The following is a 21578-nucleotide window of genomic DNA, read 5'->3' as shown; positions in this document are numbered from 1 at the left end:
TTTAATGTAGTACAAAGGGCTTGATATTCGATTATTTAAAAGTAATGAATTTGGATATTTTGATGATTATATAGATAAGATAATACTATTTGCTGAATGTACATCGTTTTCTACTGTGCTAATATTATCCTTAATAATTGGAGTCTTGTAATAAAAAAGGAAAATAATGAATAAGTGGTGTGATGGTGTCTTGCTCTAAAGGGACTGCGTCGCCAGATGCGCATACACAACGTCGACTTTTCTCTTCTTCTGCTGGGTATTGTCAGAACCCTAGTTGTGCAGAAGAACTGTTTATAGATACTCCTTCAGGGTCTTTTCATATAGCTGAATTGGCACATGTTTTTGCGGCAAGTGATAAAGGCCCTAGAGCTAAGCCAGAGTTAAGTAAAGAAGAGCGAGGAACTTTTGAGAATTTAATTGTTCTGTGCTCAAACTGTCATACGAAAGTAGATAAATCCCCTTCTAATTTCCCTGACTCAATGATGCGAAAATGGAAGGTAGAGCATGCTAATAAGCTTCAGCAGCTCTTTGGGGCTGTAAAGTTTGATGATCGTGCTTCTGCTCGTGAAGTAGTAGAGCCAATTCTCGAACAAAATCATACAACCTTTCAGCTGTATGGCCCTCATATAGAAGCTGCCCAGAATCCCGAAAGTGGGGCAGCAGAGCAATGGAAGCGCAAAGTTCTTTCTCGAATATTACCTAACAATAGAAGACTTCTTACTATTTTGGATACTAATCGCCACATTCTTATTAAGGACGAAAAGCATACAGTTGAGTTATTTCGGCAGCACATAGACGACCTTGAAGCCTTCCATATTGAAGGGAGTATGGAGGATGCTTCTCGCTTTCCAGCAGAATTATCAAGAATATATAAGGATTAAAGTATGAGCAATATAAGCTCCTGGGTGGCTAAAAGGCTATCAGAAGATGAGGATGAAATAAAAGTTGTAGAGAAAACCGCTGAAGACTTTTTAGTTATTGAAAGGAAAGATGGCAATAGATTTATTGTTGCAGTATTAGGGCTTAAAGGAATTATTCGAGCCGATGCAGTTCGTCTTCTTTTTTCTGGCGAAAACAAGCCTCAACTTGTAATTAACGTCCCTTCAAATATATTGTGGAGTGGCTCTGCAATAGACTATATTCACTCAAATAACGCAGCATTCGGTAAGATGGGGGATATAAATCGTTCAGCAAGAGTAAGCAATGTCGGTGATTTTCGTGATAAAAATATGGGCTTTTTCATAAATGCCATGCAGCAGCACAGTAATGTGCGAAGCGTATCTTATGTATACGATACCGTATTTCAGGTTAGTCGCCTAATGGGTGATAGACTCATTGTGGCTGTTATAGAAGCGTACAATATGAGTGCTGAAGATGTACGTAATGCCAGAGCTCGCTTTGGTAATTTTGATATTGTGGTCAAGTCCACAAGCTATGGTTCTATAACTAAACAAGCAGAAGAGGCAGCTAGATCTATGGGGGCTAAAGCATTAACCTTTCGAGGGTTGCTAGGGTGTCTAGCAAGTTAACTCGTTCAGATGCTATCTTTCATATCAAAGAACTTGCTCAATCACTTGGGGCGATTGCAAATGGAACTGATTGGCACTTGTTTGGTTCCGTTAACCGAGATGAGCCAAATGCTTCTGATGTTGATTTAATGATTCTTTGCCGGAGTGATTCTCAGGCGGATACACTTAGATACAGTATTGACACTGATTCACTACCCCTACCGCTCCATTTATCGCTATTAACGTTCGGTGAAGCTTCAGAAATTAATGCAATATTAGTACAGCAGAGCTGTTTGGTTCTAAAAATTGCCAGTGACGAATACTAGAATTAAAGAAAAAATTGGGGGATGGCAGATGAAAGAATCTAATAGTCTGTAAGCGTCACAAAGCAGACATTCGAAGTGTGCTTGATAAAATCTTCCAGATCATGCATGGTCTAGTGAGATAAAAATTATTGAATAACGTGCAAAAACACATAACAAGCCAAGGTAGCAATGCCACTTGGTGGTTGGACGCGCTAATGCGCCGCTGCTTAAGGCATTAAGTTTCAAAACGTATGAACGAGATTATTTTCACCGTTTCATCGATAGCCGCTATATTACTGATATTTATTTCAGTTGCGTCATTATTGAAGTCCTCTTTTGTATTTTTTCCTCCTCCTTCCAAAGAGTCATGGCAATATCGATTATTCTGGCTCTTGTTTAGGGTTATGATCATTGGACTGGCTGTGCTTTCTTTTACTTCATACAACGACACCCCTGTATTCAGTTATTCAGTGCGCTTTTTTATATGGCTTCCATTATTTATTTTAGGTTTTGGCCTAGCCAGTTATATTAGCCTAAAGCTAGGATGGGCTAATGCACATGGAGAGGCAAAAGGTTTGGTAGTGTCTGGTTGGTACAAATGGAGTAGAAACCCAATTTATGTGTTCTCATTATTTGCTATGTTAGGTTTGGGTTTATTTATCAATTCCACTTATGTTTATATTTTGTTGGGTTTATGGGCCGTCATGTATATCGTGGCCCCCTTTATAGAGGAAAAATGGCTAGAAAAAACATATGGTCAGGAATTTTTATCATACAAAGCACGAGTGCCTCGCTTCTTTGGTATACCAAGCAAAACTTAACAGAAAGCTCAAGCCGACGCGCAAAAATCACGCTCGGCTTAGCTAGGCGTTAATTTCTGAGTGTCCGCTTTCGAGCCAAGCAATCTGAAACCGTCACAAATCGGACGTTGATGAGTGGGATCTGCGCAATCATAGTTCTTAGCAAACCCGACAAGTATTGTTATTGCTCCTTACAGATACTTCTTGAAGTAGCTATGTAATCTTTACTATGGAGCATTCTAAATGCCAGCTAGAAGTTTACTCGTCCTATCTTGTTAGCACTCAATAAAATCACAATGCTTCGTTTCTAATTGTATAGTGCTATGCTCAATGCCGTATTCGCTTTTCAACTTACTGCTTATGGCTGCTATGATATCGTCTCCTTGCTTTAAGTCCTCTACAGTTGCGTGAAGGCTTGCGACAATTTTATTTTCATTAAGGCACCAAACGTGTAAGTGGTGGATATTATTAACACCATTAATTGCTGAAAGATCATTTTCAATCTTAGCTACATCTAAACTAGGAGGAGTCCCTTCAAGTAGGATATGACTAGATTCTTTTATTAAGCGCAGTGCACTTTTTACTATCAATAAAGACACAAACACTGATAAAACAGGATCTGCCCATAACCAATTCTTCCAATAGATTAAAATAGCAGCCAAAATAGCTCCTACAGATCCCAGTAAATCACCAAGAACATGGAGCATAGCTCCGCGTACGTTAATGTTTTCTTTACTAGAACTGTGGAGCATTTTAAACACAATAATATTAACGAGCAGTCCTATGAGTGCGACAATAAACATAGACATTGACTCAATCGGCTCTGGGGAATTAAACCGCCCAACAGCTTCAACAACTATCCATATTGTTAATGCCAATAGGGCAATGCCATTTGCAAATGCAGCGAGTACTTGTAATCGTGCGTAGCCATATGATCTTTTAGAGTCTTTAGGCTTAGCGCTCCATTTTACTGCCGCAAATGCTAATAACAACGCTCCTGCATCGGTCAGCATATGTCCAGCATCTGCAATCAATGCTAAGGATCCAGAGACTATCCCTCCAATCACTTCAACTACCATAAATATACTGGTAATAATTAATGCAATTAGTAACACTTTTTTGCTGGAACCTTCTCCGTGTCCGCTGCAAGCATTTCCATGAGAATGTTGATTATCGTTAGTGTGACTGTGTGACATAAGGAGCTACTTGCTTACTTAAAAAATCGTAAAAACATACATTACTGTTGTGGTAATAATACCTTGTATTCTTGTCATATTATTCATGGTTCGAGGATACAAATCCCTTTGAAAAACTAGAATAAAATGCTGGAATTACAATTAAGGTTAGCAGTGTTGCACTTAATAAGCCACCGACAACCACCGTAGCCAATGGTTTTTGAATCTCAGAGCCTACACCACTAGATAAGAGCATCGGTATTAAACCGAGTGCGGAAGTTAGAGCCGTCATCAATACAGGTCTAAGTCGAGAGAGTGCTCCAACAGTTATGGCTTCGTCTAGATTTACCCCTTGTCGCAATCTCTCATTAATCGCTTCAACCATCACAACTCCATTTAATACAGCTACTCCAAATAAGGTAATAAAACCTACAGAACTTGGAACCGATAAGTATTGTCCCGTTAACCATAACGCAAAGACACCGCCCACCAGTGCTAAAGGGATATTCACTAATATTAATAGTGATTGTGATAAAGAACCAAATGCAAAGTACAAGAGTAAAGCTATTAGCAAAATAGAAATGGGGACTACAATTAATAGCTTTTGTTGAGCTCTTTGTTGGTTTTCGAACTGCCCACCAATTTCTACACTGTAACCTGGTTCTAACTCAAGCTCAGTATCGACCTTAGCTTGAATATCACTAACTACCGTTCCCATGTCTCGACCTTCAACATTTGCTTGAACAACCACTCTGCGCTGGACTTTATCGCGACGGATCTGAGGTGGCCCTGTCTCTATAGTAATATCTGCTATTTGTGACAAAGTTATATAGATCCCCTCATCGGTACGGATGGTTAAATCTTTAATTTTCTGCAAATTGTCTCTTCGGCTTTGCTCTAAGCGTAAATAAATATCATACCGTTCGTTGCCTTGAATAATTTGTCCAACAGAAGCTCCTCCTAGACCTGTTGAGACCAACTGCATTACGTCGGCAACAGATAAACCAAACCTTGAAAGGTTGCTAAGTCTTGGTTTCACTACTAATTGCGCTTCACCAGAAATTTGTTCCAGTGAAACGTCCTTAGTACCTTCGACACCTTTGACTATCGTTTCAAGTTCTTTCCCTTTAGTCGTTAGCTCGTCAAATTCGTGCCCAAATAACTTGATCGCTAACTGCGCTTTTACACCAGATAGCAGCTCATCGACACGAGTGGCAATTGGCTGAGAAAAGTTGAGTAGAAGGCCTGGATATTTTTGTAGCTTTAGCGCCATTGCATTTTGCAACTCTTGACGAGAATTAAACTTATCCCACTCTGAGACAGGCGTTAGACCAAGATAAATTTCAATATTACTAACGGGCTCTGGGTCGCCACCAAGTTCAGGCCTGCCTATACGACTTAATGCATAATTAACTTGTGGGAATGACAATAAGTCTTTTTCGAGTTTGGGTGATAACTCTAAAGCTGTGTTTAAGCTGGCAGTTGGCCCTAGCGTTACCCTAAGATTAATAGTTCCTTCTTCAAGCTCAGGAACAAACTCTGTGCCGAGATAAGGGATCATGGTAGCGGCAGACAAACTTAATAGTAACACTAAAGTAACTAACGCTTTTTTCTTCTTTAGAGCATAGATTAAGGCTTTGCTATAAAGCGCGTTTAGTGGTTTTAAAAGAGGACTTTGTTTGAGTTTTAAATCTCGCTTTAAAATTAAGGAGGCTAAAGCAGGCACAATAACTAGAGCGACTAATACAGCTGCTGCAATAGCTAAGATAATGCTAATTGCCATTGGCTGAAAGAGTTTCGCTTCAACACCTTCGAAAGAAAACAAAGGCATAAATACCACCATAATAATAATGGCTGCGAAAAATACTGGGCGAGCGACTTCATGAGTAGCCAGCTTGATAATTTGCAATAAACTAGTTTTATTTCCTTCTTTTTCATTACTTGTGCTTTGCGTTGTTTGTAACTTTTTAAAAATATTGTCAACTACTACAACTGAGCCATCAACTAACATACCAATAGCGATAGCTATACCTCCTAGTGACATAAGATTTGCGGAAATACCGTAAAAAGACATAATCATCAATGCTATCAATATGGCAATGGGAATAGAGATGAGTACCAAAAAGGCGGCTCTTAAGTTCATCATGAAGAGTAATAACACTACGACAATCAAGACAAAAGCCAAGAGCAGTGCAGATACAACTGTATCGACAGCCTTAGTCACTAAATCAGCTTGATCATAATAAGCTACAAACTTAACTCCATCAGGCAAAGCTTGTTCAATTAAATCAATTCTAGATTGAATGCCATCAATAGTTTGTTTGGTATTGGCTCCCATTCGCTTAAGAACAATGCCAGAAACCACTTCTCCTTCAGCTTTTATAGCACCACTTATATCTCGCCTGCTTAAGGTCACAGCGCCTTGTCTGATTTCTTCGCCAAACCCTACTGTTGCAACGTCAGAAATCTTAATAAAGGTTCCATCAACTGAACGGATAGGAAGCTGGCGTAGTTGCTCTAAGCCTTTATCACCTGATTCTAACCAACCAAAACCACGGATAATTAGCTGCTCTTGACCTCTATCGAGATACCAGCCGCCTGCATTTTGATTGTTATTTTCTATTGCTTGTTGAACATCATCTAGAGACAGCTCATAAGCGAGTAGTTTAGATGGATTAACATTGACTTGATATTGTAATACTTGACCGCCGAATGATAGTACATCAGTTACACCATCTACAGGCATGAGTAATAACTTAATGACCCAGTCATTTAAGGAGCGTAATTTGACTGCATCCATATTCGAACTTTCATCCGCGAGCAAGAAGTACTGAAATACTTGACCTAATCCAGAAGTGTTAGGCCCCATTTCAGGTATGCCTGCACTTTCTGGAATTAATGCTTTAGCAGCTTGCAAGCGCTCAAATACTAATTGTCTAGCAAAATAAATATCGACTTTATCTTTGAAAACAATGGTTACAAGCGATAAGCCCGTTTTAGACGTTGAACGAACTTCAGCAACATCTGGAAGTGAATACATTACGGATTCAATAGGGTAACTAATCAGTTTTTCAACTTCTTCAGCAGCCATGCCGGGAGCTTCAGTATTCACAGATACTTGAACATTGGTAACATCAGGAAAAGCATCGAGGTTTAATTTTTGCAGACTGATATAACCTACAATGCATAAAGCTATGAGTCCAATAACAATTAGTAGCCTATTTTTTAAGGCAAAATTTACTATAAATTGAAACATTTTGCCTCCTAATGGCCGTGAATATCAAAGCCAGATTTTTGAGCTTCTGATTGCAAGTAAAAAGCACCATTGGTAACCACTTTAGTTCTCTCATTAATGCCTTTTATTTCAACCACGTCCCCAAGGTTAATACCTAACTCAACTTCTTGTTGCCTAAAATGATTAGGCTTCTCTTCAATAAATACAGCCCAATCGCCATCAGAAGTTCTTAATACTGAACCTTGATTAATTAAAAATCCTTGCTCACTTTTAGGAATATAAAATTCAATATCGGCAAACATCCCTGCATGAAAACTGTCATTTGGGTTATCAATCAACAATCTCACTTTTCTGGTTCGTGTAACTTCATCAATAGCATGACCAAATTGAATGATCTCACCATCTACGGAAGCTTTGTTAATGATGACTTTTGCTTTGGCATTAGTAGGTATTAATTTATTAGAAGTGATTTTTGCATCAACCCATAAAGTATTTTCATCAACCATAGTCATTAATACTTGACCAGACTCAACAATCTGACCTTGGGTAAACTTATCTTCCAAAATCACGCCATCAGCCAACGCACTTAAATAAAAAGTGCCTAACGGAGGTTTTGTATCAATGGTTTTTGGATCAGTTAAACTGATCCCAATATTAGCTAATTTAGAATTCGCTGCTTGGAAAGCAACTTGAGCATTATTGTATCGCTTTGCACCTACGGTAGACTTTCCTAGGCGCTGTATTCGATTCCATTCAGAACTAGCGATAGAGTACTGACTTTGTAAGCTTGCAATGTCTTCGCTGTATAAACTGATAAGAACATCACCTTTACTAACTTTCTGACCTAAGAAAGCTTTCCTATCAATAATTCTTGCCTTAACGGGACTAGTTAATACATAACTTTTATAGTCATTATTAACCAGCTCACCAAAAGCCAGTATTCGCTCAGAAAGGCTCTCTTTAATCATTACTTTAGTTTTAATATTTGCAGCCTGTAGCTGAGCATCAGTGAGCTCTATCAAGCCATCATCGTCGTGCTCCTCTGTAGCTCCTATAGAAACTGGAGAAAAAACCATAATATTGAGTAACAATAATAGTAATAAAATATTTTTCATGATTCTGGCCCTTTTATTGATTCATTAACCAACTTCTTAATTGATTAGAAGTTGATAGCCACAGTATGTATTGCTTATAGAGATTATTTTGTAACTCTATACCTGATTTGAGTGCGTTTAATCGCTGTTGATTGGCGACAATAAATTCGGAGGTTGTAATTTCACCTTCTTGCCACAAGTTAACCAACAACTTTTCATTCCCTCTAATGCTTTCTGAGGCAATGGTTTTCCAGTCTTGATAACTATCAAATAGTTGCGTATATGCGGAAAATTCTTTTTTGAATTCGAGCTTCATCAATTTCCTTGCAATTGCCAATTGATAATCCTGCTCAAGAAATTCAGAGTGTTTTGCTGAATTAGCAGAGGAATAATTATTGCTAATATTGAGGGGCATGCTAAAAGTTACTCCAACCGTATTGGCATCACCTTCTTTACCGACATTAACGCCTACCGTTGGATCTGATTTGTTTAACGCTTCGGTTCTTTTCCAGTCTGCTTTCAATAAATTAACTTGAGATTGAGCCAGTAAGATCTGTGGAGTTTGCTCTATTAACTTTTCAATAAAAGGAGCCCTGATTTTAGTTGTTAGAGCTTTTGGAAGGCTCTTAGGAAGAGACTCACTGTTAGAAAACCAAATATTAGTCTGCTCCTTAGCCGAGTTCAAATCTAGTAACTGCTTACTTGTTTGACTTAAGAAATTAGCCATAGCTATTTCAGACACTTGACTGTCTAGTTTGCCTAGTTCACCAATGCGTTCTTTTTCTCGAATATCCTTGGATAACTGGCTTAATAGTTGCTTTTGTTGCAAATTCAGCTGCTCTAATTGTTGCTGCTTTCTCAGTTCTACTAACGCATTGATAGCTTGGAAGAGGAGTTGCCTCTCTATTTCTTTTGCATTAGCTTGAGCTGACAGCAAGCGCATTTGACCATAGTTTTTACTAAATTGGCGTTTGCTCGAAAAGTCGATAGTTTGACTAATGCCGATAGAAAACTCATTTACTTCAGAATTTTTATAGTCGGCTTGAATTTCAGGGTTATAAAATGATTGAGAATATGCTTCCTTCTCAAAATTAGCAGTGATCAGTTTTTGCTTTAATAGCTGATAATAATCGCTGCTTTCAACAGAATTAACGAGCTGCTTTCCCCAGTCAGCCGTTGCTATAGACGGCAAACATAGAAAAGGCAGCACAAACAAGTATTTGCGCATAATAATTTCCTTAAAGATTTAAGTTTTAAATTTATAAAAAATGTAGGAAATTACTGGATCGGGGGACGAAACAACCTGCTGAGATAGGTTTGGTAGTGGTTTGATATAGTAGAAAAGCTACTTTTCTTACCTATAGGTAAAATACCTTCTTGAGGAAAGTTAACAAATAGAGTGCTTGAATTATAGCAATGGCAACAATGACTGGAGTCGTGCTCATTTTCATTGGAGGAATCAATATCTAAAACTTCATGCAAGTCATACTGATCAACAATAGCACTATGAGCATCTGCATTCTGAATGGACGCTTGCAAGGTCATAATTGTTAATAATATGGCTAGAAATAATTTCAAAAGTATTGGCTTTTTAAGAAATACGGGGCAATTTTAACTCTTCTCTGAAATTTGATCTAGTCATATAGTGTAAAGGGTGCTTACAAATTTAAGTGTGATTATTTAGATTTTAAGTGTCTGCTTTTCGAACTGAGCAGTCTGGAAACGTCACTAAGCCGACATTGAATTAAGGAACTGAATGGTCAATGTATATGTAGGTTACTTCATATAGTATTAATTGTAATACATGCTCTCAGTTGAACTTTTATATTATATCTGGTCTAATTCTCCTGGTATACGATCTTCGGAAGAATTGAATTGAAACACCTTTTATTAAAAGTCATAGTTTTAGTATTTATCTTGGTTTCTACAAATCAAGTATTTGCTGATGCTTCAATTCAATGTTCAAACATGAGTCAACAAGCTATGGAAGCTGTTGAAATGGATCATAGCATGCACTTAATGCATCAAATGGACCATACAAACACAATGGAATCAGATAAACCCTCTGACTGTTGTGACTCAGCTGATTCTTGCCCAATGCAACAATGTGCCGTTACGGTGCCTGTCTATTTAAGCCAAGCTAGCTTTCTGTATGAGTTCAATGCACAGCATTCTAAAACATATACTTATTCTACATCCTACTCTAGTCGTTATTTAGACACCCCATATCGACCCCCAATATTAGGTTAAGCCAAACCAGTAATTCACTGGTACAAAATCGATCAATTTAATTGGTATTTAGTCAGACTGAGACTTAATCCCTGTTGCTTATCTATTGTTGGAGGCAAGTATGCCTATATATACGTTACCTAGTAAGGTATTAAAATACACGCTAATCGTTATTTTAGTTTTAATACAATCTGCTAAAGCTAAGGCTGAAACCCAAGGTAAATTGAGCCTTAAAGAAGTGCTTCGTCAAGCTCAAAAATATGATCCTTGGTTAAGCAAAAGTAAAAATCGTCAAGCTGCACTTTACGAGCAAAGTTTAGCGAGCAATGTATTGCCAGATCCTAAACTCTCGGTGAATTTGGCTAATTTGCCTACAGATACCTTCGAGTTTAATCAAGAGCCCATGACTCAGTTTAAAGTAGGCATTTCCCAAATGCTTCCTAGAGGCGATAGCTTGGAATTAAAGTCGAAGCAATTTAAAACTCTAAGTGAGCAGCAACCTTGGCTAAGAGAGAACCGTAAAGCTAGTGTAAGCTTAATGGCGGCTAATTTATGGCTAGATGCTTATAAAGCACAAGCAAGTATTGAGATTCTAGAAACAAATAAAGGGCTTTTTGAGCAGCTGACAGAGGTAGCTGAGGCTGGTTATGGTTCAAGTTTTGGTAAAGTTCACCAACAGGACGTCATTCGCGCAGAGCTAGAGCTAACAAGGCTTGAAGATAAATTGTTTCAATTAAAACAAAATCAAAAAGTAGCCATAACAAAGCTTAACGAATGGATTGGCTCAAATGATTTTTATGGGCAGTCTGAAAATCATTTAGATATACAAACTCTGAATTCAACAAAAGTAAGTTCTCAATTACCAAAAATTAAGCGCTTATATCCTGAAAAGTTACTAGATCTTAATTCCAATATTTTCAATTCTACTGAGGTGATAGAGAAGGTTAAGCTACATCCATTATTAATCAGTATTGATAAGAAGATCATGGTTGGTGATGTGGGCGTCGAATTAGCTAAACAAGCCTATAAACCTGAGTGGGGACTGAGTGCAAGCTATTCCTATCGTGATAGTGCGCCATCTGGAATGAGTAGATCTGACTTTTTTAGTGTGGGGGTAACCGTTAGTTTGCCGCTTTTCAGTTCAACAAAGCAGGATAGCCAAGTGAAGTCGGCAGTTTCTAATAAGGAAGCAATGAAAGATGATAAGTGGCTAACCTTAAGAAATTTTCTTTCAAATATTGAGGCGGAAACAGCTAAATTACAAAAATTAGAGGAGAGACTGGCACTTTATCAAAAGTCTCTCTTACCCCAAATGAGCCAGCAAGCAGAAGCAGCTCTCAATGCTTACAGTAATGACGTCAGTGACTTTGCAGAGGTAGTTAGAGCAAGAATAGCTGAGTTGGATGCTAGCTTAGAGCTCCTATCGATACACACAGCAAAATTTAAATCGATAATGCAACTTAATTATTATTTTATACAGAACTCAGAAGAGCTACTTAATGCAGTAGAAGTTCTTGGAGATAGCAATGAATAAACAAATATTACCAATATTTATAGGCACTCTTATTGGGATTGCTGTAACGACTGTAGTGTTTTTACTTTTTACATCAGAAGAGTCAGCTAGTACCAGCAGTAATGCGTCTGCTGAAAAAAAGGTCCTGTACTGGGTAGCCCCTATGGATGCAAATTATCGTCGGGACAAACCTGGAAAGTCTCCAATGGGAATGGATTTGGTTCCTGTGTATGAAGAAGGAATGGATAGTATGGATGCTAGCCCAGGAGCTATAAAAATATCACCTGAAATTGTGAATAACCTTGGAGTTAGGCTAGCTAAGGTTAAAACTTCACCTATGACCGCTAACATCAACACGGTAGGTACTATTGCTTTCGATGAGGATCTTTTAGTACATATTCACCCAAGAGTAGATGGGTGGATTGAGACATTAAACGTTAAAGCAGAGGGTGAATCGGTTACAAAAGGACAGCCCCTTTATACCATTTACTCTCCAGAGTTGGTTAATGCTCAAGAAGAATTATTGTTTGCGCTAAAACGAGGCAATCAGCGCCTTACAAAGGCTGCGCTACAAAAATTAGAGTCTTACCAAATAGCTCCTTCTATTATAAATTCGATCAAAAAGACCAGATTGGTAAAGAAGAACATTACTTTCTTTGCCCCTCAAAACGGCATCGTTAAGTTACTGAATATCCGTCAAGGCCATCATGTTAAACCTGGCACACAAATCATGAGTATCGGCTCTATTGAGCAAGTTTGGGTAGATGTTGAAATTTTTGAGAAACAATTACCTTGGGTTCGAATTGGTGCTGAAGCAGAAATGATGGTCGATTTTTTACCTGGAAGAAAATGGAATGGCACCATTGATTTTATCTATCCCACTCTTGATAGCATGACTCGAACTGCAAAAGTTAGACTTAAGTTCTTTAATCAAGACAAATCTTTAAAGCCAAATATGTATGCCAAAATAAAGATTAATTCACAGCAAACAGGGGATGTTTTATCGATCCCTCGAGAAGCAGTTATTCGAACAGGATACCAAGATAAGGTTGTATTGGCTTTAGGAGACGGTCGTTTTAAATCTATAGAGGTAACAACTGGTTTTCAAAATCAAGAATTTGTAGAAATAAAAGAAGGCTTAAAGGAAGGAGAAGAGGTTGTAGTTTCAGCACAATTCTTAATTGATTCTGAGTCTAGTAAAACTTCGGACTTTAAAAGAATGGAATCTGCCGAATCCCAACCTAATTCTGTTTGGGTCGGCGCTACTATTAATGAAATCAATCCAAGCCAAAGGTCAATTAATGTGGATCACGAAGCAATCGATGAATGGAAGTGGCCCATGATGACAATGGATTTCCTAGTAGGTAACTCTGTAGATTTTGATCAGCTGAAAAATAACATGAGTTTGCATCTTGAAATTAGTAAAAGTGAAAACGGTGATTTTTCAATTACGAATATCCACATTATGGATATGAATAGCAAAGATTCAGAGCCGAGTTCCGCCACTGTAGATGGAGTTATTAATTCAATCGATACATCTACTAGAGTGATCAACATTAGTCGTGGCCCTATTGAAAAATGGAATAGACCTAAAGCAACTATGGATTTCGTATTATCTGATGACCTTGATATTAATGAGGTTAATGTCGGCGAGGAGATTAGATTTACTTTTCAAGTAGCGGATGAGTTTATTATTTTAGAGTTTTCTAAGTCTGAACAATCTCAAAACCATGCTGACATTCACTAGGAGAATATGATGATTAAATCCATTATTCGCTGGTCAGTTGTTAATCGGTTCTTCGTACTGTTAGCAAGTTTGATATTGGTAGGCATAGGCTTGTTTTCTTTAAAAAACACGCCCGTAGATGCTATTCCTGATCTATCAGATGTGCAAGTCATTATTAAAACAAGCTATCCAGGTCAAGCTCCTCAAGTAGTCGAGGATCAGGTCACTTATCCACTAACGACAGCAATGTTATCAGTACCTGGCGCAGTAACTGTTCGAGGTTACTCCTTTTTTGGAGACTCGTATGTTTACGTAATTTTTGATGAAAAAACCGATTTATATTGGGCTAGAAGCCGTGTCTTGGAGTACTTAAGCCAAGTTTCTCCTAGTTTACCATCGACAGCTAGACCTCAACTTGGACCCGATGCAACTGGTGTCGGTTGGGTTTATTTGTATGCTTTGGTAGATAAGACAGGGCAGCACGATATTAGTGAGCTAAGAAGTGTTCAAGATTGGTTTTTGAAGTATGAATTACAGACTGTGCCTGGAGTTGCTGAGGTAAGCAGTTTAGGAGGCATGGTTAAACAGTATCAAGTCACCATTGATCCTGAAAAACTAAGAACTTACGGCATACCTTTAGCACATATTCAAATGGCTATTAAAAGAGGTAATCAGGAAGTCGGCGCCTCTGTAATTGAAATGGCTGAAGCTGAGTATATGGTCAGAGCCAATGGTTATATCCAAAGGCGCGAAGACTTAGAAAACATTCCTTTAGGAGTTAACGCTAAAGGGACACCGTTATTATTAAAAGATTTGGCAGATATTAATATTGGACCTCAGATGCGTCGCGGCATAGCTGAGTTAAATGGTGAAGGTGAAACTGTCGGTGGCATTGTGGTGATGCGTTATGGAGAAAATGCGCAAAAGACTATCCAAGGTGTTAAACAAAAATTAGAAAGTTTAAAGCAAGGCTTACCTGACGGTGTAGAACTAGTCACTGTATATGATCGTAGCGGGTTAATTGAAAGAGCCGTTAATAATTTATGGACTAAGTTACTGGAAGAGTTCGGCGTAGTTGCGTTGGTGTGTATGCTCTTTTTGTTTCACATCCGTTCTTCACTTGTCGCAATTATTAGCTTGCCTGTAGGTATTTTAACGGCCTTTATTGTTATGTACTGGCAAGGATTAAACGCCAACATCATGTCCTTGGGAGGTATTGCTATTGCGATTGGTGCGATGATTGATGGTGCCATTGTTATGATCGAAAATATGCATAAGCATATGGAAAAAACACCATTAACCAAATCCAATCGATGGGAAATTGTCATACGTTCAGCATCAGAAGTAGGCCCAGCGCTTTTCTTTAGTTTATTGATAATTACCATCAGCTTTGTTCCCGTGTTTACCTTAGAAGCGCAAGAAGGTCGAATGTTTTCACCTTTAGCGTTTACAAAAACCTATGCTATGGCTGCATCAGCAGCGCTTGCCATAACCTTAGTGCCTGTATTAATGGGTTACTTTATTAGAGGCAAGGTATTACCAGAGCATAAAAACCCGATTAATAAAGCTTTGACGGGTATTTATATGCCAGCACTAAAACTGGTCTTAAATCATCCTAAAAAAACCTTGGTAATGGCTGTATTGGTTTTGGTCGTTGGGCTTTGGCCTGTGAATAAAATTGGTAGCGAGTTTATACCTCCTCTCGATGAGGGCGATCTGATGTATATGCCAACTACTTATCCTGGGATATCAATTGGTAAAGCTAGAGAGTTGCTTCAACAAACTGACAAATTGATAAGAACAATTCCTGAAGTTGAAAATGCGTTTGGCAAAGTGGGGCGAGCAGAAACCGCAACAGACCCTGCACCCTTAACCATGATTGAAACCTTTATTCAGCTAAAGCCTCGATCAGAGTGGCGAGAGGGTATCACTACCAAAAATTTGATCAAAGAGCTCGATCAATTGGTGAAGATTCCTGGCCTTACAAATGCGTGGGTTATGCCGATTAAAACTCGGATCGACATGTTAGCTACGGGTATAAAAACGCCTGTCGGAATTAAGATTGCAGGTCCAAAACTAAGCGAGATCCAAAAAATAGGGCAGCAGCTTGAGCAAATATTAAAAGATGTCCCTGGTACAGCTTCAGTGTATTCAGAAAGAGTCGCAGGTGGGCGATATATTAAAATTGATATTCAACGAAAAAATGCCGCTCGATATGGATTAAATGTTGCAGATGTTCAGCAAGTGATCGCGACCGCTATCGGTGGCATGAATGTTTCGCAATCGGTAGAAGGATTGGAACGTTACCCCATTAATGTTCGCTATCCCCAGGACTATCGAAACTCTCCTGAACAATTAGAACTCTTACCTATTGTTACTGCATCTGGGCAAAAAGTACCATTAGGAGAAGTTGCTCGTATTTATGTTGAAGATGGACCTCCAGGTATCAAAAGTGAAAATGCACGATTAAACGGTTGGTCTTTTATCGATATTGAAAATGTCGATGTAGGTAATTATGTGGAGTCAGCGCAAGCAGTTGTAAAAGAGCAGTTAAAATTGCCGTCTGGGTATTCTGTTCAGTGGTCAGGTCAATATGAATACATGATGCGAGCCAAAGAGAAATTAACCTACGTAATTCCTCTTACTTTAGCCATTATTATTATCTTGTTGTTCATGAACTTTAGAAGTTTTGCCGAAGTTGCCATCATCATGGGGACCTTACCATTTGCCATGATTGGAAGCATTTGGCTAATGTATTTACAAGGCTTCAACTTCTCAGTCGCTGTTGGAGTAGGCTTTATTGCACTGGCAGGTGTCGCTGTAGAAATAGGCGTGATTATGCTGGTCTATCTCAACCAATCTTATCAAGAGTTATTAGAAAAACATCAATCAGATACGAGCAGAATTTCAAGAAACGACTTACTTGAATCTGTTATCAATGGTGCAGGTTTGCGTGTTAGGCCTGTCATGATGACAGCAGCAGCGATTATTGTTGGTTTGCTTCCTATCTTGTATGGAACAGGAACGGGATCCGAAGTAATGAGTAGAATCGCAGCCCCAATGGTTGGAGGAATGCTAAGTGCCGTTATTCTTACGCTATTAGTTTTACCTGCCATCTACTATTTATGGCGCAAACGAGTAATAGAGTAATACTGACTTTTAATGAATTAATGTAATTATTAATGAAGAGGATACTATGAACATAAAATTAGCTTTAGCCACAAGTTTGGCATTAACACTATCCCCAGGCCTGTCGATTGCGGGCGGTAAACATGAACATAATCATGATAAGCATTCCCATGAAGTTACGAGTTCGGTAGGAGCTCCTGCAGATTCTTCTAAAGCAACAAGAACCATTCGCGTAGTAACTAAAGACTCTATGCGTTATGAATTCTCAGAACCTTTAGCGCCTAAGACTGGTGAAGTCATTAAATTTATTGTTTTCAATGAAGGCAAAATAAATCATGAGTTTTCTGTTGGCGATGCAAAGGAACAAAAAGCTCACCTTGAGATGATGCGTGAAATGCCGAATATGGTACATGAAGATGGTAATAGTGTTACGGTAAAACCTGGAGAGACTAAAGAGCTAACCTGGAAGTTCTCTGGCACTAACGAGATTGTAATCGCTTGTAATATTCCAGGACATTTTGAAGCAGGCATGTTTGAGAAAGCAAACATTAAAGGCTCTGAAGATGAAGAGCAAATAAAAAGCATTATAGATGGCATAGAATATGGCTGGGAAAATGGTGATGGTAAGCCTTTCCGTGAGCACTTTTTAGATTTTGAAGGCGCTCGCTTTATTGAATCAGGAGGACAAAACGAAGGGCTTGATAGTTTGGTAACGCATCATGTTGAACCTGAAAAAGATGCCCTAGAGTATTTAGAGCTAGACTTTTCAAATGTAGAAATTCATTTTGAGAATAATTTTGCTTGGGCCTTAGCCGGTACACGAGTCAAAGGGAAAGTTAGAAAGAGTGGAAGAGTTTTCGATAAAAGCGGATACCAAACTTTTCTATTTAGAAAAGTTAATGATTTGTGGAAAGTTGTCCATACACACTCATCTGCACGCGATTATAAACCAAAGAAACACAAGCATTAATAGTTAACTAATAGAATTTGATTTTGTAGTTATTTAACCAAGCTCATATGGGTTTGGTTTTGATGAGAGGTTGAAAAGAGGGTAGATATGAATAAGCAACAATTATATCGATACAGTCGAAAAATTCATAAGTGGGTAGGGCTTTTTATTGCGATTCAAGTGCTATTTTGGATTGTAGGCGGGCTTGTTATGAGCTCTATACCTCTTGAAAAAGTTCATGGGAAACACTTGCACAAGAGTTCAAAAGAACAACAAGTTTCAACTGCTGATTATCAGGTGTCTCTAGAGACTATTCTAAGTAAATATTCTCATAACCCCACTGCAGTTAAATTTTACCGCGTTAAAGATGTTCCTGCTTATGAGATCGAAGATAAGGATAAATATTACTATTCTGGCATAACTGGTAATCATTTAGAGTTGCTTTCTCAACTAGAAATAGAGCAATTGGCTAAAGGATATTTTACAGGAAATGAACCTATTAAAAGCTCAGAACTCATTAAAAACATTCCTTTGGAAGCCTCTAAATTGGAAGGGCCGGTATGGCAGTTATTTTTTGATGACATCATCGATACCACTTTTTATATTCATCCCTACAATGGACAGCTACTTACCGTTAGAAGTGATATATGGCGATTATTTGACTTCGTTTGGATGCTTCATATTATGGATTACGACACTCGTGATGACTTTAACAACCCACTTTTAATAACTTTTGCTGCAAGCGCGCTTATATTTACTATCAGCGGGATTATTTTATTATTTCAAGTGTTTAGGAGAAGAAAGGTGAAAAGGCCACCACACTAATAGTGGATAGAGCGTCCGCTTTTCGAACAAAGTAGACGTTTGAAGTACTAAAAGCACAGCTCTTCATTTGTGGCCATTTTTATGGTTAGAATAATCTCGCTAAGCGAGAAATTAAATCTGGACACTCGACAATTTAAATTGCTTTGAAAGAGGTATTTTTGGACAATACCAGCTGACAAAACAGCTTTGTCTAAAAAACCTTAAAATAAGGGGCTAATAAATGTCGGGTAAATTGTCACTAACGTGTATTGCCGTTGGGAGCATCGGCACTCCAACCATAATAGAAATATTATTGTCACTATTACAGAATAACAACATATGAAAATGCATCGTTTTTTTAGGAAGTTCCATCGCTGGTTAGGTTTGCTGATTGGTTTACAAGTCGTACTTTGGTTATCAGGCGGCTTGGTTATGAGTTTCTTTGATATTGACCAAGTCAGAGGGGCGCACAATGCTGCTAAGCCACAAGTTATCACGATTGATAGTAGTGTGGCTTTCGACAGTTCTCAGTTGATTGCTTCATTACCTTTTAAGGCTTCCAAGATCGAGCTAACCCACTGGCAAGGGAAGTTAGTTTGGAAAGCTAGCGGCGATAATAGAGTACAAATTGTGGATGCCCAAAGTGGCCGCGTCTTATCTCCGTTTGGACAAACCGTGAGTGAGCAAGTCGCAATGGCTGACTTTACGGGTGATGGTCAGTTAGTCTCTTCTGGATTACAAACAGAAGCTCACTATGAAATCCGTGGAAGAAAACTACCGTTATGGCGAATCCAGTTTAATGATGCGGATAACACTCGTATTTATGTTTCGCAAGAAACTGGCGAGGTGGTAGCTCGTCGTAATGATACTTGGCGGATATTTGATTTTTTTTGGATGCTACACATTATGGACTATCAAGATAGGGACGATTTTAATCACCCACTTCTTATTATAGCTGCTTTGCTAGGCGTCTTATTTAGTTTGAGTGGCGTTTACCTTGTCGTTAAAACGATTTTTTTAAGAAGAGCAGAACGTGCCAAAAGAACCGCAAAAAAAGCATAATATTCATGTAGGGATTTGGATAACAGTCGGCATTTTTATTGCTTACTGGGCTTTTAAGTTATTGATATTTAAATATTTAATCTAACTCTACTTTTATTATGTATGAAAATACATAAAATATTACAGTTATTGTGATTTTCTTGCTTGCCAGTTTTAACATTGTCCCCATATAGTGGTGGTATATAACTTTTAGTTTATTCAGCGTGGAGAAAATATGTTACGCGTAGGTTTGTTTTTATTAACTAACTTCTTAGTTTTAATTTTGGCTGGCTTTATTATGAACGCCTTGGGCGTTGAGCAAGTCTTGTCGCAAAATGGTTCCAGCTTGAATTTAACCAGTTTGCTAATATTCTGTGCTTTATTTGGCATGATTGGCTCTTTGATATCTTTATTTATATCAAAGTGGATGGCTAAGCGGAGTATGGGTGTCCATATTATTGATCCAAATAGACCTCAGTCCGAGCGTGAACAGTGGTTAATTGATACGGTCACTAGTTTAGCCCATGATGCAAAAATTGGTATGCCGGAAGTCGGTATCTTTCCATCTGAACAATCCAATGCTTTTGCTACAGGTTGGAACAAGAATAATGCCCTTGTAGCCGTCAGTGAAGGCTTGGTGCACAGAATGGACAGAAATGAAGTTCGCGCAGTGTTAGCGCACGAAGTAGGCCATGTTGCCAATGGCGATATGATCACTTTGACTTTGATCCAAGGCGTAGTGAATACCTTTGTGATGTTCTTTGCTCGAATCGTTGGTCATGTTGTTGATAAAGTCGTGCTTAAAAATGAGCGCGGGTACGGCATTGGCTATTATGTTTCAGTGATGATTGCCCAGGTAGTATTTTCTATTTTGGCCAGCATCGTAGTGATGTGGTTTTCACGTAAGCGTGAGTTTAGAGCAGATGAAGCTGGAGCTCAGTTAGCTGGAACAGGAGCTATGATTTCAGCTCTAGAAAAGCTAAAGGCTGAATATGATATGCCTTCAGATATGGGCGAAACCTTTACCGCTTTTGGTTTGAAAAACGGTAAAACGGGTTCTTTCCAAGAAAAATTTGGTCATTTGTTCATGTCCCATCCGCCATTGGATGAGCGTATAGAAGCGCTTAGGAATTTCTAATAAAGTTAAAGCGGGCATAGCCCGCTTTTTTTACTTTTGGAGTTAAGTTAAGACTTAGGTAAAATGACTGAAAACACCAATGGAGCTCCCTTTGAAACTGCTTTACAGAATATTGTTAGTATCCCTTTGCTTTTTCGCGGCCACAGCGGAGTCTGTTGTTGAGCCGCAACAAGAACCTGAGTATCTATGGCAAAAAGATTTAACTTTAAAGAAAAATATAGCAGGGCAGTTACAGTATTTTAATCAAAAGCAAAAACCATTGGACGGTTATTACCAAATTCAATTAGACAATGGTTATATTCAAGCAACTTTCTCACGCGGATTTTTTCACGGGCAATTTAAGCAAGTGGAGAGTAATCGGCTTAAATATTTGATCGATTACTGTGATTCTAAACCTTGCGGTTCCTATAAGAGCTTTTTTGCAGATGGCAAAATCGCAAAAGATAAGAACTATAACAAATGGAATCAACTTGAAGGATTGGTGAGAATTTATAGCTCAGAAGACGGGCGCTTACTAAGAAAAACTAGTTATCTTAAAGGTGTAAAAAATGGGGTGGAGGTTGTCTATTTCAGCAATGGCCTTGAATCTGTGCAGACCCGCACTAATTACGTGCTAGGAGTTAAGCATGGTGAGCAAACTCAATATTTTCAAGAAGGCGGTTTAGAAATCCGTCAGAATTACCAAAATGATAAATTACACGGTACCCATGTGAAGTTGAATACAAATGGTGAAAAAATATTTGAAGTAAATTATACAGAGGGCAGCTATCACGGAACTGCTAACATGTTTATGGAAGGTAAATTATGGATAAAAAAACACTACCAACAAGGTCAGCTGCATGGAAAGTGGATTGAGTATGATCTTGAGCAGAAAGGGATCACCAAGCAAGTAAAGTACTTTGAAAATGATAAGGAAGTTGAACGGTAAAAGT

General features: G+C 38.5%; 17 protein-coding genes. 13 read left to right on the top strand and 4 right to left on the bottom strand.

Annotated features, from left to right (window positions below; translation table 11 throughout):
* Positions 1-185: 185 nt before the first annotated feature.
* The 4 genes from GJS41_RS05215 to GJS41_RS05200 all read left to right on the top strand — a co-directional run bounded on the left by GJS41_RS05215 (position 186) and on the right by GJS41_RS05200 (position 2634).
* Entirely contained in the window at positions 186-881 is a 696-nt protein-coding gene (locus tag GJS41_RS05215; protein WP_154246248.1) for a hypothetical protein, read from the top strand.
* Between the two features lie 3 nt (positions 882-884).
* Complete coding sequence (locus GJS41_RS05210; RefSeq protein ID WP_154246247.1) at positions 885-1529, top strand: hypothetical protein; 645 nt, start codon at positions 885-887, stop codon at positions 1527-1529.
* Complete coding sequence (locus tag GJS41_RS05205; protein ID WP_154246246.1) at positions 1514-1834, top strand: nucleotidyltransferase domain-containing protein; 321 nt, start codon at positions 1514-1516, stop codon at positions 1832-1834. The genes GJS41_RS05210 and GJS41_RS05205 overlap by 16 nt, the downstream gene beginning before the upstream one ends.
* Before the next feature lie 230 nt (positions 1835-2064).
* The gene (locus GJS41_RS05200; RefSeq protein ID WP_154246245.1) at positions 2065-2634 is read left to right on the top strand and encodes an isoprenylcysteine carboxylmethyltransferase family protein; all 570 of its coding nucleotides are present in this window, start codon (positions 2065-2067) and stop codon (positions 2632-2634) included.
* Between the two features lie 254 nt (positions 2635-2888).
* Here the strand turns inward: GJS41_RS05200 and GJS41_RS05195 are convergent, their stop codons facing one another.
* From GJS41_RS05195 to GJS41_RS05180, 4 genes are all read right to left on the bottom strand, one after another.
* A complete protein-coding gene (locus GJS41_RS05195; RefSeq protein WP_154246244.1) occupies positions 2889-3809 on the bottom strand; it encodes a cation diffusion facilitator family transporter in 921 nt (306 codons plus the stop codon).
* A gap of 79 nt (positions 3810-3888) precedes the next feature.
* Complete coding sequence (locus GJS41_RS05190) at positions 3889-7044, bottom strand: efflux RND transporter permease subunit (protein ID WP_154246243.1); 3156 nt, start codon at positions 7042-7044, stop codon at positions 3889-3891.
* 8 nt (positions 7045-7052) lie between these two features.
* Positions 7053-8138: an efflux RND transporter periplasmic adaptor subunit gene (locus GJS41_RS05185; RefSeq protein ID WP_154246242.1), complete on the bottom strand. Its 1086-nt coding sequence runs from the start codon at positions 8136-8138 to the stop codon at positions 7053-7055.
* 13 nt (positions 8139-8151) lie between these two features.
* On the bottom strand, positions 8152-9345 hold the full coding sequence (locus tag GJS41_RS05180; RefSeq protein WP_154246241.1) for a TolC family protein: 1194 nt from the start codon (positions 9343-9345) through the stop codon (positions 8152-8154).
* A gap of 647 nt (positions 9346-9992) precedes the next feature.
* Here GJS41_RS05180 and GJS41_RS05170 point away from each other — a divergent pair.
* The 9 genes from GJS41_RS05170 to GJS41_RS05130 all read left to right on the top strand — a co-directional run bounded on the left by GJS41_RS05170 (position 9993) and on the right by GJS41_RS05130 (position 21574).
* The gene (locus tag GJS41_RS05170; RefSeq protein ID WP_154246239.1) at positions 9993-10367 is read left to right on the top strand and encodes a hypothetical protein; all 375 of its coding nucleotides are present in this window, start codon (positions 9993-9995) and stop codon (positions 10365-10367) included.
* Positions 10368-10467: 100 nt separating this feature from the next.
* On the top strand, positions 10468-11880 hold the full coding sequence (locus GJS41_RS05165) for a TolC family protein (RefSeq protein WP_154246238.1): 1413 nt from the start codon (positions 10468-10470) through the stop codon (positions 11878-11880).
* A complete protein-coding gene (locus tag GJS41_RS05160; RefSeq protein WP_154246237.1) occupies positions 11873-13606 on the top strand; it encodes an efflux RND transporter periplasmic adaptor subunit in 1734 nt (577 codons plus the stop codon). Before GJS41_RS05165 ends, GJS41_RS05160 begins: the two co-directional genes overlap by 8 nt.
* Before the next feature lie 9 nt (positions 13607-13615).
* The gene (locus GJS41_RS05155) at positions 13616-16735 is read left to right on the top strand and encodes an efflux RND transporter permease subunit (RefSeq protein WP_154246236.1); all 3120 of its coding nucleotides are present in this window, start codon (positions 13616-13618) and stop codon (positions 16733-16735) included.
* 46 nt (positions 16736-16781) lie between these two features.
* The gene (locus GJS41_RS11470) at positions 16782-17684 is read left to right on the top strand and encodes a hypothetical protein (RefSeq protein WP_227551251.1); all 903 of its coding nucleotides are present in this window, start codon (positions 16782-16784) and stop codon (positions 17682-17684) included.
* A gap of 87 nt (positions 17685-17771) precedes the next feature.
* Positions 17772-18488 carry a PepSY domain-containing protein gene (locus tag GJS41_RS05145; RefSeq protein ID WP_154246235.1) on the top strand — a complete coding sequence of 239 codons (717 nt, stop codon included), beginning with the start codon at positions 17772-17774 and terminating at the stop codon, positions 18486-18488.
* Between the two features lie 318 nt (positions 18489-18806).
* The gene (locus GJS41_RS05140; protein WP_154246234.1) at positions 18807-19529 is read left to right on the top strand and encodes a PepSY domain-containing protein; all 723 of its coding nucleotides are present in this window, start codon (positions 18807-18809) and stop codon (positions 19527-19529) included.
* Between the two features lie 214 nt (positions 19530-19743).
* Positions 19744-20646 carry a protease HtpX gene (htpX, locus tag GJS41_RS05135; RefSeq protein ID WP_154246233.1) on the top strand — a complete coding sequence of 301 codons (903 nt, stop codon included), beginning with the start codon at positions 19744-19746 and terminating at the stop codon, positions 20644-20646.
* Between the two features lie 91 nt (positions 20647-20737).
* Positions 20738-21574, top strand: coding sequence for a toxin-antitoxin system YwqK family antitoxin (locus tag GJS41_RS05130; RefSeq protein WP_154246232.1), 837 nt, complete (start codon positions 20738-20740; stop codon positions 21572-21574).
* Positions 21575-21578 lie beyond the last annotated feature (4 nt).

Origin of the sequence: Kangiella sp. HZ709 (assembly GCF_009674675.1) — a bacterium.
GTDB lineage: Bacteria > Pseudomonadota > Gammaproteobacteria > Enterobacterales > Kangiellaceae > Kangiella.
This window is presented reverse-complemented; position numbering and strand designations above follow the sequence as displayed.

Bases quoted from the DNA above. Each gene is read 5' to 3' on its own strand.
- htpX (WP_154246233.1), top strand. From the start codon at position 19,744: ATGTTACGCGTAGGTTTGTTTTTATTAACTAACTTCTTAGTTTTAATT.
- GJS41_RS05180 (WP_154246241.1), bottom strand. From the start codon at position 9,345: ATGCGCAAATACTTGTTTGTGCTGCCTTTTCTATGTTTGCCGTCTATA.
- GJS41_RS05210 (WP_154246247.1), top strand. From the start codon at position 885: ATGAGCAATATAAGCTCCTGGGTGGCTAAAAGGCTATCAGAAGATGAG.
- GJS41_RS05165 (WP_154246238.1), top strand. From the start codon at position 10,468: ATGCCTATATATACGTTACCTAGTAAGGTATTAAAATACACGCTAATC.
- GJS41_RS05155 (WP_154246236.1), top strand. From the start codon at position 13,616: ATGATTAAATCCATTATTCGCTGGTCAGTTGTTAATCGGTTCTTCGTA.
- GJS41_RS11470 (WP_227551251.1), top strand. From the start codon at position 16,782: ATGAACATAAAATTAGCTTTAGCCACAAGTTTGGCATTAACACTATCC.
- GJS41_RS05185 (WP_154246242.1), bottom strand. From the start codon at position 8,138: ATGAAAAATATTTTATTACTATTATTGTTACTCAATATTATGGTTTTT.
- GJS41_RS05190 (WP_154246243.1), bottom strand. From the start codon at position 7,044: ATGTTTCAATTTATAGTAAATTTTGCCTTAAAAAATAGGCTACTAATT.
- GJS41_RS05160 (WP_154246237.1), top strand. From the start codon at position 11,873: ATGAATAAACAAATATTACCAATATTTATAGGCACTCTTATTGGGATT.
- GJS41_RS05195 (WP_154246244.1), bottom strand. From the start codon at position 3,809: ATGTCACACAGTCACACTAACGATAATCAACATTCTCATGGAAATGCT.
- GJS41_RS05140 (WP_154246234.1), top strand. From the start codon at position 18,807: ATGAAAATGCATCGTTTTTTTAGGAAGTTCCATCGCTGGTTAGGTTTG.
- GJS41_RS05200 (WP_154246245.1), top strand. From the start codon at position 2,065: ATGAACGAGATTATTTTCACCGTTTCATCGATAGCCGCTATATTACTG.
- GJS41_RS05145 (WP_154246235.1), top strand. From the start codon at position 17,772: ATGAATAAGCAACAATTATATCGATACAGTCGAAAAATTCATAAGTGG.